Genomic DNA, 15,391 nt, shown 5'->3' with positions numbered 1-15,391 from the left:
CGAGCCGGTCAGCGCAGGACGCGGGGCTGCTCGTCCCGGGCGTCCTGGGCCGACCGCCGGCGTTCGGCGAAGATCCCGAGCACGAGCAGCAGCCCGCCGGCGGCGAGCAGCGTCAGCAGCCACGGACCGGCCGAGACCGTCCCGCCGAGCTGTGCCGCGAACACGCTGAGCACCGCGACGGGCAGCGTCGTCGCGCCGACCACCAGGGGCGCCCGCAGGAGCTCGCGCGCACCGAGCAGCATGAACCCGAGGGCGAGCACGACGACGAGGACCGCCCGCCAGGTCATCGGGTCCGTCCAGATCGCGAGCACCGACGGGCCGAGCGTGGCGAGCGCCCCGGGCGTCAGGGTGAGCGCGGACGTCCGGCCTCCCACCGGCCAGCCCGCCGACGAGCGCGGCGCAGGTCCGGCGGGCCGACCACCCAGGTCCCGGAGCGCGGGACGGAGCGCGACGAACCCCATGGCCGTGAGGGTGAGGCCGAGCGGCAGGGCGAACATCTCCACGCGCAGCAGCCGGGTGCTCCAGGCACCGATCGCCCAGGCGAGAGCAGCGAGCCAGAGGAACCACCCCGGCGGCAGGACCACCGCAGCCGGTCGACCCGGGTGGCCCGGCCGGCCCGGGCGCGGACCGGGCCGGACGTCGGCGCGGACGGCGGTCAGCGCGAGGACGAGCAGCAGCAGCTCGACGACCCACCCCGTCCACACCGCCGCCCACGACGAGCGCACCGCCACGAGCGTGCCGACGGTCCCCGCGACGACCGCCGGCGCCAGGGCCCAGCGCAGCCGCAGGCTGGGCTCCGTCGGCAGGCCCGGACGTGTCCGGTCCGTGGTGCGCACCGCGTGCCGGAGGCTGTGCTGCCAGCCGGCGAGGCCGAGCAGCACGGCACCGCCGAGCGACCACAGCAGCGCCGCGCCGAACAGCCGGGCGTCGCCTCCCGCCGGTCCCGCCGGGGTCGACGCCGCGAGGTGCACCGCGCGCACCGGGCCGGCGAGCGCCGCGACCGCCGCGCCGACCAGCGTCGCGTCGGTGAGCACCCGCCACGCGCGCCCCGCGGGTGTCGGCGGGGCCGCCGGTGCCTCCTCGTCGTCGGCGAGCAGCACGCTCCCGACGGCCACGGCGGCGAGCGCCAGCAGCGCCGCCGCGCGCGTCCCGGTGTCCCGTCCGACGAGCGCGAGCAGCAGGGTCGGCGTCACGAGCAGCGCCGTGCCGGACCGGACGAGGGGGCGCCAGCGCTCGGCCGATCGCCGTGCCAGCAGGGACCCGACCAGCACGGCCGCTGCCGCGGGCGGGGCGGTGTACGCCTCCACGAGGCCGACTCCCCACCAGCCGAGCGCCGACCACACGACACCGGACCAGAGCAGCGCCGCGGCCCACCACACCGGGTGCCGGTCGGGCCGCTGCGCGACGACGGTGGCCCCGGCGGCGAGGACCGCGCACAGCACCAGGACCGTGTCCGCCCCGGTGGGTGCCCGCAGCACCGCGAGCAGCAGGGCGACGGCTGCGGTCCCCGCCGCCGCGACCTCGAGCGCCACACGGGCGGGTTCCGCCGGGACGTCGAGCGCGCGGCGGCGGAGACGGGCGGCCACGGGTACCGCTGCGACGGCGGCCCCCGAGGCGAGCACGGCGACGACCGGGAGCAGCACCGGCGACCCCGACCCGGGCAGCAGCACCGCCCCCGCGCAGATCACCAGCACCGACACCGTCGGCACCACGAGGGCCGCCGCCAGCACGCGCAACCATGCGGGCACCGGGCGCGCACGGGTGTCCAGCAGGACGCCCTCGAGCAGGAGCAGCGCACCGGCGGCGCCCGCGGACCACCACGTCCGGTCGACGGTGACCGCGAGGACCGCCAGCACCGCCGGGACGGTCGCCACCACCAGCAGGGCCAGCCAGGTGTCGCGCCCGACGCGAGGCAGCAGTGTCACGGCGGCCGCGGCGAGGAGCGCGACCACTGCGGTGCCGCCGACCACGCCGAAGCCGTCCCAGCCGAGCCACGACAACCCCGACCCGAGCGCGAGCGCGGCGTACGCCGCTCCGACACCCACGAGCACACCGCGGACGGGCGCGGGCACGAGCGTGCGCGCGCGCAGCAGGAGCAGCAGGAGCGCCGCCGCGCCGACCAGCACCGCGGGGCGGGCCACCCAGCTCAGCGTCACGAGGACCGCGAGCTGCACGAAGGCGGCCACGACCAGCGTGGCCCGCCACGGGGCGTCCCGGGGGGCACGGCCGCCCGGTGCCGACGGGAGCGGCACCGTCGGACGCGCGGCGCCGACGGAGGCGAACGGCGGAGGCGACAGGGTGGCGGCGGGCGGCACGGCACCGGGGAGCGGCACCGCGCCGACCGGCGCCGGGGGCGCGGGCGGCGCGGGTCGGTGCGGTGCCCGACGCGCCGTCTCGACCAGGACGACGGCGAGCAGCAGCTCGGCGGGCAGCAGCAGCGGGGACCAGGGCCGCAGCAGCGTGACCGCCGCGGCGACGGCCAGCACGACGGCGGCGGGCAGGCAGGCCCGCCCGATCGCCACCAGGTACGGCTCGCGCGCCACGAGCGGCGCCGGCGGACCGGCAGCGGGCAGCGTCCCGGGGACGGCCCCGGTCAGCGGAACCGCACGCCGCTCGAGCACCGGCGCGAGCCGCTGCGCCGCGATCACCGCGCACGCGCCGGCCAGCACCGCGGCAGCGAGCACCGGGCCGAGCCCGGAGGCGCCCTCCGCGACGCCGCCGGCCGGATCGAAGGCTCCGACCGGCAGCCGGGAGGGCGGCGGGAGCCGGAGCGCATCGAGCAGCGTCAGCCCGCCCCCCACGGCGGCGAGCACGCCGGGCAGCGTGACGACCACCAGCGCCGTCCAGCCGCCGGACACCCGGGCACGGTGCCGCGTGTCGGTGCCGATGTCCCGGCCGGCCGCCGCGGGCAGCAACGTCACGAGCAGCCACGCCGCCGCACCGGCCAGCGGTGCGATCCCGATGCTGAGCGGCCCGAGGTCGAGGGGGGCGGCGGACGCGGCGAGCACGGCGAGCGCCCCGGCCGCCGTGGTCCAGGGCGTCGCCTGGCCGGCTCGCGCCTGCACCGTCGCGACCACAGCGGCGAGCAGCAGCCCGGTCGCGAGTCCGCCGGCGGGCCACCCCTCGGCCGTCGGGAGCTCCGGGGCGACGGCGAGCGCCGCGAGCAGCAGGACGGCCGCGAGCGCGACGAGCACCCCGTCGACGACGACGCCGCGGACCGCGAGCCGCTGCGCGAGCGCCCGCCGGTAGGGCACGCGGACGAGGGTGACGAGGGCGGCGGCGAGCAGACCGGTGTGCCAGGCCCACCCGCCTCCCACCGCGGCGGCGGCGCACAGCGGCACGGCGGGCAGCACCAGCACGGCCACGGTCCAGGACCGGATCCGCGCGGCGACCCCCGCTGCGGGCAGGCCGATGCCCACGGCGAGCAGGAGGAACCCGAGCACGAGCGGCTGCGCGCGTCCTCCGGCGAGCGCGGAGACCACCCAGGCGTCGACGACGGCGAGCGCCGCGGTCAGCCCGCCGACCGCCTCCGCGGACCCGACGACGCCCGCGCGGCGCAGGGCGAGCGCACCACCGGCGGCGCCCGCGGTCGTGAGCAGCAGGACGACCACGCGGGCGGCGGGCGCGTCGCCGAGCAGGAAGAAGGCGAGGACGACGAACGCCGCCGCGACCAGGCCCGCACCCGCGAGCGCGAACAGGCGCGCCACGTCGAAGGGTCGACCGGGCGCCGCCGTCGGCGGCGCGGACCATCCGGGGGAGGCGGCGGCCCGGCGAGGCCCGGCCCGCCCGCGGGGGGCTGCGGCGCGGCGCCCGGCCACCCACCCGGCCCGGCGGTACCCGGCCGGGCGGCGCGAGCCTGCGCGGCCCGGACGGTCTCGATCAGGCGCTGCCTCTCGTCGAGCGCGCGGGCCGCGGCGCGGGACGCGTCGGCGATCCGCGCACCGTCCGGGCCTGCGAGGTCGAGCCCGCAGATCCGGCAGCGGGGCCCGGCGAGCGTCGTCCCGCAGTGGGGGCAGCGGCTGAAGTCGGTGAGCTCGCGCCGGGCGGCGCCTGCCGAGGTCGGTTCCACGTGCTGAGCGTGCCAGCCCGGGGCGCCCCAGGTGCGTCGTCCACAGTTCCTGCGCAGACTTTCACCAGGTCGTCCGGGGTCCGCCGGGTCCTGGTCGCCCCACCCGGGTCCGCGAGCCGTGCGCGTGAGGCACGAGACACGCTCCCCGGTGGCACCGCCCAATTCATGGGATGACTATGGAGGCGGACCAGCACGCGACGACGACAGGAGGACGCGGTGGCACGCAGCAGCACGGTGGCGGACCAGCTCGTGGCGCAGGTGGTGGCAGCGGGTGCCACGCACGTCTACGGGATCGTGGGCGACAGCCTCAACCCGGTGGTGGACGCGATCCGCCGGGCGCAGAAGGACGGCGCCGACATCCAGTGGGTGCACGTCCGGCACGAGGAGGCGGCAGCGTTCGCCGCGGCGGCCGAGGCGGAGATCACCGGGAGGCTCGCCGTCTGCGCGGGGTCGTGCGGCCCGGGCAACCTGCACCTCATCAACGGCCTGTACGACGCGAACCGCAGCCGCGTGCCGGTCCTGGCGATCGCGTCGCACATCCCGAGCGCGCAGATCGGCACCCAGTTCTTCCAGGAGACGCACCCCGACCGGCTGTTCGTGGAGTGCTCGGTGTACTCCGAGATGATCTCGTCCCCGGTCCAGGCGCCGCGGGTGATCCGCAGCGCCATCCACCACGCCTACGGCGCCCCGGGTGTCGCCGTGCTCACGCTGCCGGGCGACGTCGCCGACGAGGAGGCGCCCGCGCCCGGTCCCGACCAGCTGGTGCGCCCCCGGCAGCCGCGCGTCGTCCCCGCGGACGTCGACGTGGCCGCGCTCGCCGACGCGATCGACGGCGCGAAGAAGGTCACGATCCTGGCGGGGGCCGGCGTGCGCGGCGCCCACGACGACGTGCTGGCGCTCGCGGACACGATCGCGGCCCCGGTCGGCCACAGCCTGCGCGGCAAGGAGCACATCCAGTACGACAACCCGTTCGACGTCGGCATGACCGGGCTGCTCGGCTACGGCGCCCTGCAGGCCGCGATGGACGGTGCCGACCTGCTGCTGATGCTGGGCACCGACTTCCCGTACGACCAGTTCCTGCCGTCGGACGTCCGGACGGCGCAGGTCGACATCGACCCGACGCGCCTCGGCCGGCGCACCCGGACCGACCTGGCGGTGGTCGGCGACGTGGGCGAGACGGTCCGGGCGCTGCTGCCGCTGGTCGGGCGCAAGACGTCGCGGCGGTTCCTCGACTCGATGCTCAAGAAGCACGAGCGGGCGATGTCCGGCGTGGTCGGCGCGTACACGAAGGACGTCGAGCACCACACGCCGATCCACCCGGAGTACGCCGCGGTGCTGCTGGACGAGGAGGCCGCGGACGACGCGGTGTTCACCGTCGACACCGGCATGGGCAACGTGTGGGCCGCGCGGTACCTGACCCCGAACGGCCGCCGCCGCGTCATCGGCTCGTTCCTGCACGGCTCGATGGCGAACGCGGTGCCGCACGCGATCGGCGCGGCGTTCGCGGCGCGGGACGGCGGCGCGCGCCAGAAGCACGTGGTGGCGATCGCCGGGGACGGCGGGCTGTCGATGCTGCTGGGCGAGCTCGTGACGCTCGTGCACTACCAGCTGCCCGTCAAGATCGTCCTGTTCGACAACGCCACGCTCGGCATGGTCCGGCTGGAGATGCTGGTCGACGGCCTGCCGTCGTTCGGCACCGACTCCCCCGCGATCGACTACGCCGCCGTGGCGCAGGCGATGGGGATCGCGGCGGTGCGCGTGGAGGACCCGACGCAGATCCGCACGGCCCTGCGCGAGGCGTTCTCCCACGACGGGCCGGCGCTGGTGGACCTGGTGACGGACCCGCGCGCGCTGTCCATCCCGCCGAAGATCACGCGCCAGCAGGTCGGCGGCTTCACGGCGGCGATGAGCAAGGAGATCCTCGGCGGCGGCATGGGCGAGGTCATGGCGATGGCCCGCTCGAACCTGCGCAACGTGCCCCGGCCCTGATCGCCGGCAGGCGGTGCCCCGGGGCGGTGGTCCCGCCCGGGGCACCGCCTGCGGTCACCGCGCGATCAGCGCGAACACGCCCCAGCCGAGGTGCGCCCGCACCCCCGCGGCGTACTGCTGCGGCTCGGTGGCCAGCAGCCGGCGGACCTCGTCGTGCAGGTCGTGGCCGGGGTGGGCGTCCGCCCAGCGGCGCATGGTGAGCCACTGCGACGCCCAGTAGCGGTCCCAGGACCCCTCGGTCGCGCAGACCATCTCGACGACGTCGTAGCCCTGCTCCCCGAACGAGGCGAGCAGCTCCGGCAGCGGCAGGAAGTCCGTCACGGACCCCGCCTGGCAGGCGGCGAGCAGCTCCGAGGTGGCGGGGACGGTGCGCCAGTACGGCTCGCCGACCAGCAGCATCCCGCCGGGCACGACGCTGCGGCGCAGCAGGTCGAGCGTGCCGGGCACGCCGCCGCCGATCCACGTCGCGCCGACGCAGGCCGCCACGTCGACGGGCTCGTCGGCCACGTACCCGGACGCGTCGCCCTCGACGAACCGCACCGCGTCGGCCACGCCGAGCTCGTCGGCGCGCGCCCGCGCGTGGGCGAGGAAGTCCGGGTTCAGGTCGACCCCGAGGCCGGTGACGCGGTGGTCGCGGGCCCAGGTGCACAGCAGCTCGCCGGACCCGCAGGCCAGGTCGAGCACCCGGGTGCCGGGCGGCAGGTCCAGCCCGGCACCCCAGTCCGCCAGCTGCTGCGCGGTCAGGGGGTTGTGGATGCGGAGGCGGGACTCACGGACGGAGAACAGGCGAAGGTCGAACACGGTGATGCTCCTTGCACGGGTGCTGACGGGTCGTCGTCTGGCGGCGGACGGGTCCGGCCACCGGCACCTGCGCGGTCATCTCGCATCGGCTCCTCGCGCGCGCGGCACGCCGCGGCGGCCGCCGGGGCCCCGTGCGGGCCCACCGCGACCGTAGGGCCGGACGGGGGGGGGGGGCGACGGATTTCCCGTCGCCCCCGCCGCCCGCGCGCCCGGTCGTCAGGCGATCGCGAAGATCACCGCGGCCAGGCCGAAGCCCATCACGCCGATGAGGGTCTCCATCACGGTCCACGTCTTGAACGTCGTCTTCACGTCCATGTCGAAGAACCGCCCGACCAGCCAGAACCCGGAGTCGTTCACGTGGCTGAGGACCACGGACCCGGCCGCGACGGCGATGACGATGGTCGCCAGCTCCACCGCGTTGTACCCGCCCGCGGCGACCGCCGGCGCGATCAGGCCCGCGGCGGTGGTCAGGGCGACCGTGGCCGAGCCCTGCGCCACGCGCAGCACCGTGGCGATGAGGAACCCGGCGAGGATCACCGGGACGCCCAGGTCGCCCAGCACGTCCGCGAGCGCGTCGCCGATGCCGGAGGACCGCAGCACCCCGCCGAACATGCCGCCGGCGCCGGTGATGAGGATGACCGAGGCGACGGGGCCGAGGGCGGAGTCGAGCACCTTCTCGAGCACGGTGCCCGAGCGGCCGCGGCGGCGGCCCAGGACGTACGTGGCGACGAGCACAGTGATGAGCAGCGCCACCGGGGTCTGGCCGAGCGTGCGGAACGCCTGCACCCACACGGCGTCGCCGTCCACCGCGCCGGCGGCGCGCAGGGCGTCGAGGCCGGTGTTGGCGAAGATCAGCACGAGCGGCAGCAGGAGCAGCGAGACGACCGTGCCGAACGACGGCGGGTTGGCCGTGGCCTCCTCGTCGGCCTCGCCCAGGATCGACGGGATCGGCAGCGAGATGCGGCGGCCCATGAACACCCCGTACAGGTACGCGGTCACGTACCAGGTGGGGATCGCGATGAGGACGCCGATGGCCAGCACGGTGCCGACGCTCGCGCCGAGCAGCTCGGTGGCCGCGACCGGCCCGGGGTGCGGCGGCACGAACACGTGCATGACCGAGAACGCACCGGCGACCGGCAGCCCGTACAGCAGCAGCGACCCGCCGAGGCGGCGCGCCACGGCGAACACGATCGGCAGCATCACGACGAGGCCGGCGTCGAAGAAGATCGGGAAGCCGAAGATCAGCGACGCGAGGCCGAGCGCGAACGGCGCCCGCTTCTCCCCGAACTTCCCGATGAGGAAGTCGGCGAGCACCTGGGCGCCGCCCGACGTCTCGACGAGCCGCCCGAGCATGGCGCCGAGCGCGACGAGGAGGGCGACCCCGGCGAGGGTGGAGCCGAAGCCGGACGTCATGACGGGCACGACGTCCCCGACGGGGATGCCGGTGGCGAGCGCGGTGAGCAGGCTGACGAGGATCAGCGCGACGAACGCGTGCATCCGCAGCCAGATGATGAGCAGCAGCAGCACGGCGATCGCGCCGGCCGCGATGCCGAGCAACGGCCCGGCGGTCAGGGTCTGGGTCCAGCCCTCAGGCGTCATGGGTGTCTCCGTCGACAGTGGTGGCGGTGGTGGGTGGGCAGAGGTGCGGGTCAGCGACCGAGGCGCCGGAGGATCTCGTCGACCAGCGCGGCGGGCTTGCCGTCGATGCCGACGGCGAACCCGTCCTCGTCGTCGGCCAGCGGCTCGAGGGTCGCGAGCTGGGAGACGAGCATCTCGGGCTTCATGAAGTGCCCGGCGCGCCCCTGGATGCGCTCGGACAGCAGCTCGCGGCTGCCCGTGAGGTGGACGAAGCGCACCGGGCCCGCCTCGCGCAGCCGGTCCCGGTAGGCGCGACGCAGCGCGCTGCACGGGACGACGGCGCTCTCGCCGGCGGCGGCGCGCTCGGCGAGCCAGTCCCGGATGCCGCCGAGCCACGGCCAGCGGTCGTCGTCGGTGAGGGGGGTGCCGGCCGACATCTTCTCGACGTTGGCCGGGGAGTGGAAGTCGTCGCCCTCGGCGAACGCGGCCCCCATGCGGCCGGCGAGGAGTGCTGCGACAGTGGTCTTGCCGGAGCCGGCGACGCCCATGACCACGACCAGGTCGGGGTGGTCGGCGCCCGACGGTGCGGCGGTGCGGTGCGGTGAGGTCTCGGCCCCGGTGACGTCGGTGTCCACCGGCTCAGCATCACTCACAGGTAGCACCTTTGTCCACATGTGGTGCTCCCATAGTGTCGGGCAGCGTCTCCGGCCCTACCCTGGACGCGTGCCCGCCGCCGTCCTCCACAGCACCGTCCTCGACGCGCTGGGGCGCCGCATCACCGCCGGTGAGCTGCGCACCGGGGACGTCCTGACGCTGCAGGAGCTGGGCGCCGAGTTCGGGGTGTCCCGCACCGTCGCGCGCGAGGTCATGCGCATGCTCGAGGGGCTCGGCCTGGTGCGCTCCAGCCGGCGCGTCGGCCTGGTCGTGCTGGGCATCGAGAGCTGGAACGTGCTCGACCCCCGGGTCATCGCGTGGCGGCTCGAGGGACCCGGCCGGCTCGCCCAGCTGCGGACCCTGACCGAGCTGCGGCACGCCGTCGAGCCGCTGGCCGCCGCCGGCGCGGCACGCTACGCCCCCGTCGAGGTCCGCACGGAGCTCATGGACATCGCGCGGCGGATGCGGGCGCTCGGCGAGGCCGGCGAGGCCACGCAGGCGGAGTTCCTCGCGCTCGACATCCGGATGCACCAGCTGCTGCTGCGCGCGAGCGGCAACGAGCTGTTCGGGGCACTGTCCGAGCTCGTCACGGCCGTGCTGTCCGGCCGCACGGCCCTCGGGCTGATGCCCGCCTCGCCCGTGCCGGCCGCGCTCGACGGGCACGAGGCGGTCGCGCGCGCCGTCGCGCTCGGCGACCCGGTGGCGGCGCAGCGCGCGATGGCCGGCATCGTCGACGAGGTGCAGGCGTCCCTGCCGGACGACGCCGGCGCGGCCGCGTCCTGACCGGGGACCGACGGACAGTCCCCGGCCAGGACGGCGGGTCAGGCCCGGTCGGACCCCGCCGCCCCCGGGCTCCACGGCTCGGTGGACGTGCCGTCGTCCGAGCCGCGGGACACCGCGCTCTTCACGGCGTCGACCGCCTTGTCCTTGAGCGCCCCGCCCTGGTCCTTCGCGAACCGCGCCGCCGACGACTCCAGGTCGTCGACCGTCGACTGCACGCGCGGGTCGTGCCACGCGTCGGACGCCCAGCCCTTGATCTTCTCGAACTGCGCGCGGCCGGCGCGGGTGCCGACGACGTAGCCGATGCCGGCGCCGAGGACGAATGCGAGCTTGCCCTTCATGCGTTCTCTCCCTGGTCGCTGGATGTCCTGATGCGATCGAGCCTAGGGGCGCCCGTCGCGGCGCGCCCGGCGAGCGCCGGCCCGGTCCGCCGCGCGCGACAGTGCAGGCGGGGGCACAGTGGCCCCCGACGAGGGGGGAAGGACGATGGCGCAGACCACACGGGTGCCCGAGGCCGACCAGCCGGGGCTGCGGCGCACGATCGGCCGCACGGTGCTGCTGCTGTTCGTGGTCGGGGACATCCTCGGCGCCGGCATCTACGCGCTGACGGGCACGGTCGCGGAGCACGTCGGCGGGGCGATCTGGCTGCCGTTCCTGCTGGCGTTCGCCCTGGCGACGCTCACGGCGACCGCGTACGCGGAGCTCGTCGCGCGCTACCCGAAGGCCGCCGGTGCGGCGCTCTACGCGAACCGCGCCTTCCGGCGGCCGTTCCTGACGTTCCTCGTGGCGTTCGCCGTGATGATGTCGGGGATCACCAGCGCCTCCGCGGCGGCGCGGGCGTTCGGTGGCGACTACCTGAGCGAGCTGCTGCCGTTCGGGGTGCCGACCCTCGTGGCCGCGTGGGTGTTCCTCGGGCTCATCACGGTCGTCAACGTGCTCGGGGTCTCCGAGTCGGTGCGCGTCAACGTGGTGCTCACGCTGGTCGAGGCGAGCGGGCTGCTCGTCATCATCGGCATCGGCGTCTGGGCGCTCGCGCACGGCGACGGCGACCCGTCGCGCGCCCTCGACCTGCACACCGACGGCCCGGCGTGGATGGGCGTGCTCGGCGGCACAGCGCTGGCGTTCTACGCGCTGCTCGGGTTCGAGGACTCGGTGAACCTGGCGGAGGAGGCGCGGCACCCGCGGCGCGACTTCCCGCGGGCGCTGTTCGGCGGGCTCGCGGCGGCCGGGGCCATCTACCTCGCGGTGGCGTTCACGGCGTCGATGCTGGTGGAGACGGACGTGCTGGTCGGCTCCACCGGGCCGCTGCTCGAGGTGGTGCGCGTGGCCGGGCTGGCGTTCCCGCCGTGGCTGTTCGCCCTCATCGCGCTGCTCGCCGTCATGAACACCGCGCTGATCAACATGATGATGGCGTCCCGCCTCGTGTACGGGATGTCCCGTGAGGGGATCGTCCCCGCCGCGTTCGGCCGCGTGCACTCCCGGCGCCGCACCCCCGTGGTCGCGATCGCGTTCACCGTCGTGCTCGCGCTGACGCTCACCGCGACCGGCGACCTCGGCGGCCTGGCCGACACCACCGTCCTGCTGCTGCTGCTCGTGTTCGCGGTGGTCAACGTCGCCGTGCTCGTCCTGCGCCGCCGGCCCGCGGACGACGACGAGACCGGCACGGTGGACGGCGACCGCGAGCGCTCGTTCCGCGCGCCGACGTGGGCGCCCGTCGTCGGGGCGGTCGTGTCGCTGGTGCTGGCGTCGCCGCTGACGGGCCGCGAGGGGGCGGTGTACCTGCGGGCCGCCGTGCTGCTGGGGATCGGCGTGGTGCTGTACGTCGTCAACCGGTGGCTGACGGGCGGGACCGACGCGACCGCGGACGAGGACGTCACCGCCGCGACGGGCTGACCCCGGTCCGTCCGCGACGCGGGCCGCCCGGGAGGGCGGGCGGCTCCGCGGTCACGCGAACCCGAGCAGCGCGGCGACCTCGGGCTCCCGCTCGACCCAGCCGGGTGCGTCGTGGGACACCATCCGGGTCTCGAACTCCGCCGCCGTGATCCCGGGCGTCAGGGTCACGTGCATGGTGAGCGCCGCGTCGACCGCGACCAGCAGCCGGCCGTCGTCCGGCACGACCGACCGCAGCCACGCCGCGACCTCGCCCCACCCGGGCCACAGGGCGTCGCACGAGAAGGAACGCCGGTCGCGGAAGTAGCTGATCCGGTAGATCCCGGCGGGGCCCACCACCTGGACGTCGACCGCGGAGGCGCGTGGCGGTCGGAGCTGCCGTACCAGCGCGCCCGGCCACCGTCGACGTGCCACCTCGGCGAACCGGTCGGCGGTGAGCGGAATCGTCCCCTCGCACACGACGAGCAGGTTGTTGCTCACGGCGACCGGCCGTCACGGCCGAACAGCGCGGCGACCTCGGGGTCGCGCTCCTCCCACCCGGGCGTCCCGTGGTCCACGACCGCGGAGGCGACGTCCGCGGGGCGCATGCCCGGGAGCAGGTCCACGTGCAGCGTCATCGCGGCGTCGAAGGCGATCAGCCGACGCCCGTCGTCCGGCACGAGGGCGCGGGCCCACGCGGCCACCTCCGGCCACCGGTCGGGCAGCGCGTCGGTGCTGATAGCGGTGCGGGTCCGCAGGTAGTCGATCTGGAACCCCGACCCGCCCGGCGGGTCGACCTGCACCTCGACCTCCACGTGGAACGGCGGGCGACGGCGGACCACGGTCGCCGCGCACCCCCACCGGGCGACGGCGGCCAGCGCCAGCGCCTCGAACGACACCGGCAGCGGCGCCGCGGTCGTCCCCCGGATGTACAGACGGTTGCTCACGGGCGCACCACCACCTCCACGTCCAGGCCCTCCCCGACCAGCGACCGGGCGCGCGCGAGCAGGTGCTCGGCCGCCTCCGGGGTCGACGTCACGATCCGCAGCCGCTCGACCGGGTTGTCGCCTCCCCGGATCACGGCGGCGTACCGCTCCACCTCGTCGTCGAACCCCGCGAGCAGGTCGTCGCGGAGGAAGTCCGGGACGCTCCCCTCCCACATCGAGGCGCCCGGCCGCTCGACGAGCTTCGCCTCGACCGCCACGACCGCGTCCGGATCGATGTGCACACCGTCCGCCCAGATCCTCGTGTCGCCGCTCCGGAGGCGGAACTCCTCCGGTCCGGCCCAGGTCCGCTGGTAGTCGGCCCACCCCTCGACGCGGGTGACCGCACGGACGTCACCGGCGGCCCGCAGCGCGTCCAGCCAGCGCTCCCCGGCGGCGACGCGGTCCACGCCGTCGGCGATGTCCTGGAGGTACCGCGCCATCCGCGCGGCACCAGCGACGCCGGCGGCCGACCCGCCCGTGACCAGGCTCGTCGCGAGGTCCGGCGCGTGGCCGCCCCACCACCGGCCGGGGTGGTGGGCGAGCCCGTCGGTGTCGAGCAGCGCCTGGCCGGTGCCGACCGGGTCCTGGCCGGCCGCGTGGTAGAGGTCGATCGTGGAGGTGCCGAGCTCCGCCCAGGACGACGCCCAGCCGGGACCGTCGACGACCGCGCGCAGCGACCCGTACCGCCACAGCGCGCCGGCGGTGGAGGTCAGCCAGTCGGCGACGCCGCGCAGGAAGTCGCCGGGGTGGAGGCCGCCGTCGGGGACGCCTGCGGAGAGCCCGTCGAGCACGCCGGCCGCGGCGGCCTCCGACGCGACGACCTCCGCACGGGCGGAGGCGAGCACCTGCTCGGCGAGCGCCCGGTGCGACGTCCCGGGGTCGACGTCGGCGACGCGGGGCCGCCAGCGGGACGCGCCCGTGGCGAACCACGGGGACGACGGCGCGCCGAGCACCGGGGCGGCCACGTCGGCCCGCCGGCGCCACGCCGCGCTCAGGTCCTCGCCCTGCGCCCACAGGGCGACGGCGACCTCGGCGCGGGCGTGCGCCCACCGGACCACCGCGGCGTGCTGCCGCAGGACGCCGCCCGCGACGTCGGTGGCGCCGGCGACCGTGTCGAGCACCTCGACCAGGCGGGTGCGGTGCGTGGCCCAGGCCTCGGACGCGGCGCCGTGCCAGCGGTCGCACGCGGCGCCGGCGGTGTCCGCCGACGCGCCCGCGAGCACGCGCCGCCGTCCGTCGACCTCCGCCGCCGAGCCGTCGAGCGCCTCGGGGTCGGTCGGGACGAGCGCCCGCGGGTCGGCGGACGTCGCGAGCGTCGCGGCGCCGATCACGGGCGGGCCGGCAGGCCGGCGAGGTGGTCGCGGGCCATCGCGTCGGCCTCGTCGTAGGCGGACGCGGCGCCCTTGATCTGCTCGCCCGCGTGGTCGACCTCGGCCGCGAGCGCCGTCAGCAGGTAGCGGTAGCGCGCGTCGAACCGGACCCCGGCGGAGGTCAGCGGTCCCGCGGACCACGCCTCGGGCCCGGGCAGCACCGGGGCGGCGCCCACCCCGGCCACCCGGTCGGCGACGCGCAGCACGTCGTTCCCGGTACGCCGCAGCTCCGTCGTGTCGACCTCGAACAGGCTGTCGTCAGCCACGCTCGTCCACCTCTCTCGGGGATGCGCGGCTGCTACTCAAAAGTAGCACGCCCCTGCCTGCGCTCCCCGCACCTCCCGCCACGCGCGGGGGCGGCGTAGCGTCCGGGCATGACGCCGAAGGTGCCCAAGGCCGTGTACGAGGCGGAGCTGTTCCGGCTCCAGTCGGAGCTCGTGACGCTCCAGGAGTGGGTGCGCGCCACCGGCGCCCGCGTGGTGGTCGTGTTCGAGGGCCGCGACGCCGCCGGCAAGGGCGGCACCATCAAGCGCATCACCGAGTACCTCAGCCCCCGCGTCGCGCGCATCGCCGCACTGCCCGCGCCCACGGAGCGGGAGCGCGGCCAGTGGTACTTCCAGCGCTACATCGCGCACCTGCCGGCGCGCGGCGAGATCGTCCTGTTCGACCGGTCCTGGTACAACCGCGCCGGCGTCGAGACGGTGATGGGGTTCTGCACCCCGCAGGAGCGTGCGCGGTTCCTGCAGCAGACGCCCGGGTTCGAGCAGATGCTCATCGACGACGGCATCCTGCTGCGCAAGTACTGGTTCTCGGTGTCGGACGCCGAGCAGCTGCGGCGCTTCCGGTCCCGGCGCAACGACCCGGTGCGCCGGTGGAAGCTCAGCCCGATGGACCTGGAGTCGATCGCGCGCTGGGAGGAGTACTCCCGGGCCAAGGACGCGATGTTCGCGCACACCGACCTGCCGACCAGCCCCTGGTACGTCGTGGAGTCGGACCTGAAGCGCAACGCGCGGCTCAACATGATCGCGCACCTGCTGTCGACCATCCCGTACCGCGAGGTGCCGCACGACCCGGTGGTGCTGCCCGAGCGGCCGGCGGCCTCCGAGGAGTACGTCCGCCCGCCGCGGGAGCTGTCGACGTACGTCCCCGACCACAGCGCGACGCTGGTCGGCGACCCGGAGGCGTGACCCGCGCGGGGTTCGTCCCGCGCCCGCCGTTCGGGGAGTACCTCCCGAGCCCTGCCTCGACCTTCCTCACCTGGACCCTGCGGCCCGCCGACGACCGGGGGTGACGCC

The 15,391-nt window shown here is 76.1% G+C and carries 13 protein-coding genes; 4 read left to right on the top strand and 9 right to left on the bottom strand.

The annotated features are described in order from the left end of the window. Positions 1-8 precede the first annotated feature (8 nt). On the bottom strand, positions 9-3,707 hold the full coding sequence (locus K5O09_RS00905; RefSeq protein WP_222171036.1) for an SCO7613 C-terminal domain-containing membrane protein: 3,699 nt from the start codon (positions 3,705-3,707) through the stop codon (positions 9-11). A gap of 578 nt (positions 3,708-4,285) precedes the next feature. On the opposite strand from K5O09_RS00905, the gene K5O09_RS00900 reads away from it, so the two are divergent. Next, a complete protein-coding gene (locus K5O09_RS00900) occupies positions 4,286-6,058 on the top strand; it encodes a pyruvate dehydrogenase (protein WP_222171035.1) in 1,773 nt (590 codons plus the stop codon). A gap of 54 nt (positions 6,059-6,112) precedes the next feature. Here the strand turns inward: K5O09_RS00900 and K5O09_RS00895 are convergent, their stop codons facing one another. From K5O09_RS00895 to K5O09_RS00885, 3 genes are all read right to left on the bottom strand, one after another. After that, positions 6,113-6,859 carry a cyclopropane-fatty-acyl-phospholipid synthase family protein gene (locus tag K5O09_RS00895; RefSeq protein WP_222171034.1) on the bottom strand — a complete coding sequence of 249 codons (747 nt, stop codon included), beginning with the start codon at positions 6,857-6,859 and terminating at the stop codon, positions 6,113-6,115. Positions 6,860-7,075: 216 nt separating this feature from the next. Further along, a complete protein-coding gene (locus K5O09_RS00890) occupies positions 7,076-8,458 on the bottom strand; it encodes a GntP family permease (RefSeq protein ID WP_222171033.1) in 1,383 nt (460 codons plus the stop codon). A gap of 50 nt (positions 8,459-8,508) precedes the next feature. After that, positions 8,509-8,985 carry a gluconokinase gene (locus tag K5O09_RS00885; protein ID WP_255596272.1) on the bottom strand — a complete coding sequence of 159 codons (477 nt, stop codon included), beginning with the start codon at positions 8,983-8,985 and terminating at the stop codon, positions 8,509-8,511. Between the two features lie 175 nt (positions 8,986-9,160). Between K5O09_RS00885 and K5O09_RS00880 the strand changes: the two genes are divergently transcribed. After that, on the top strand, positions 9,161-9,874 hold the full coding sequence (locus K5O09_RS00880) for a FadR/GntR family transcriptional regulator (protein ID WP_255595949.1): 714 nt from the start codon (positions 9,161-9,163) through the stop codon (positions 9,872-9,874). A 38-nt stretch (positions 9,875-9,912) separates the two neighbouring features. On the opposite strand, the gene K5O09_RS00875 is transcribed toward K5O09_RS00880, so the two are convergent. Beyond that, entirely contained in the window at positions 9,913-10,212 is a 300-nt protein-coding gene (locus K5O09_RS00875; RefSeq protein WP_222171030.1) for a YtxH domain-containing protein, read from the bottom strand. Positions 10,213-10,357: 145 nt separating this feature from the next. Between K5O09_RS00875 and K5O09_RS00870 the strand changes: the two genes are divergently transcribed. Continuing rightward, a complete protein-coding gene (locus tag K5O09_RS00870; RefSeq protein WP_222171029.1) occupies positions 10,358-11,764 on the top strand; it encodes an APC family permease in 1,407 nt (468 codons plus the stop codon). A 51-nt stretch (positions 11,765-11,815) separates the two neighbouring features. Here the strand turns inward: K5O09_RS00870 and K5O09_RS00865 are convergent, their stop codons facing one another. Genes K5O09_RS00865 through K5O09_RS00850 form a run of 4 tightly spaced genes read right to left on the bottom strand, consistent with a single transcriptional unit; the run spans position 11,816 to position 14,362 of the window. Then, positions 11,816-12,241, bottom strand: a complete 426-nt coding sequence (locus tag K5O09_RS00865) for a hypothetical protein (RefSeq protein WP_222171028.1) — start codon at positions 12,239-12,241, stop codon at positions 11,816-11,818. Then, on the bottom strand, positions 12,238-12,687 hold the full coding sequence (locus K5O09_RS00860) for a hypothetical protein (protein WP_222171027.1): 450 nt from the start codon (positions 12,685-12,687) through the stop codon (positions 12,238-12,240). The genes K5O09_RS00865 and K5O09_RS00860 overlap by 4 nt, the downstream gene beginning before the upstream one ends. After that, positions 12,684-14,057 carry a restriction endonuclease fold toxin-2 domain-containing protein gene (locus K5O09_RS00855; protein WP_222171026.1) on the bottom strand — a complete coding sequence of 458 codons (1,374 nt, stop codon included), beginning with the start codon at positions 14,055-14,057 and terminating at the stop codon, positions 12,684-12,686. The genes K5O09_RS00860 and K5O09_RS00855 overlap by 4 nt, the downstream gene beginning before the upstream one ends. After that, on the bottom strand, positions 14,054-14,362 hold the full coding sequence (locus tag K5O09_RS00850) for a hypothetical protein (RefSeq protein ID WP_222171025.1): 309 nt from the start codon (positions 14,360-14,362) through the stop codon (positions 14,054-14,056). The genes K5O09_RS00855 and K5O09_RS00850 overlap by 4 nt, the downstream gene beginning before the upstream one ends. A gap of 108 nt (positions 14,363-14,470) precedes the next feature. Between K5O09_RS00850 and ppk2 the strand changes: the two genes are divergently transcribed. Beyond that, complete coding sequence (gene ppk2 / locus K5O09_RS00845; RefSeq protein WP_222171024.1) at positions 14,471-15,283, top strand: polyphosphate kinase 2; 813 nt, start codon at positions 14,471-14,473, stop codon at positions 15,281-15,283. The last annotated feature ends 108 nt before the right edge of the window (positions 15,284-15,391 follow it).

It is taken from the genome of Cellulomonas sp. C5510, from assembly GCF_019797765.1.
GTDB lineage: Bacteria > Actinomycetota > Actinomycetes > Actinomycetales > Cellulomonadaceae > Cellulomonas.
Note: the sequence above shows the minus strand (reverse complement) of the source record. Positions and strands in the feature narration are given on the sequence as shown.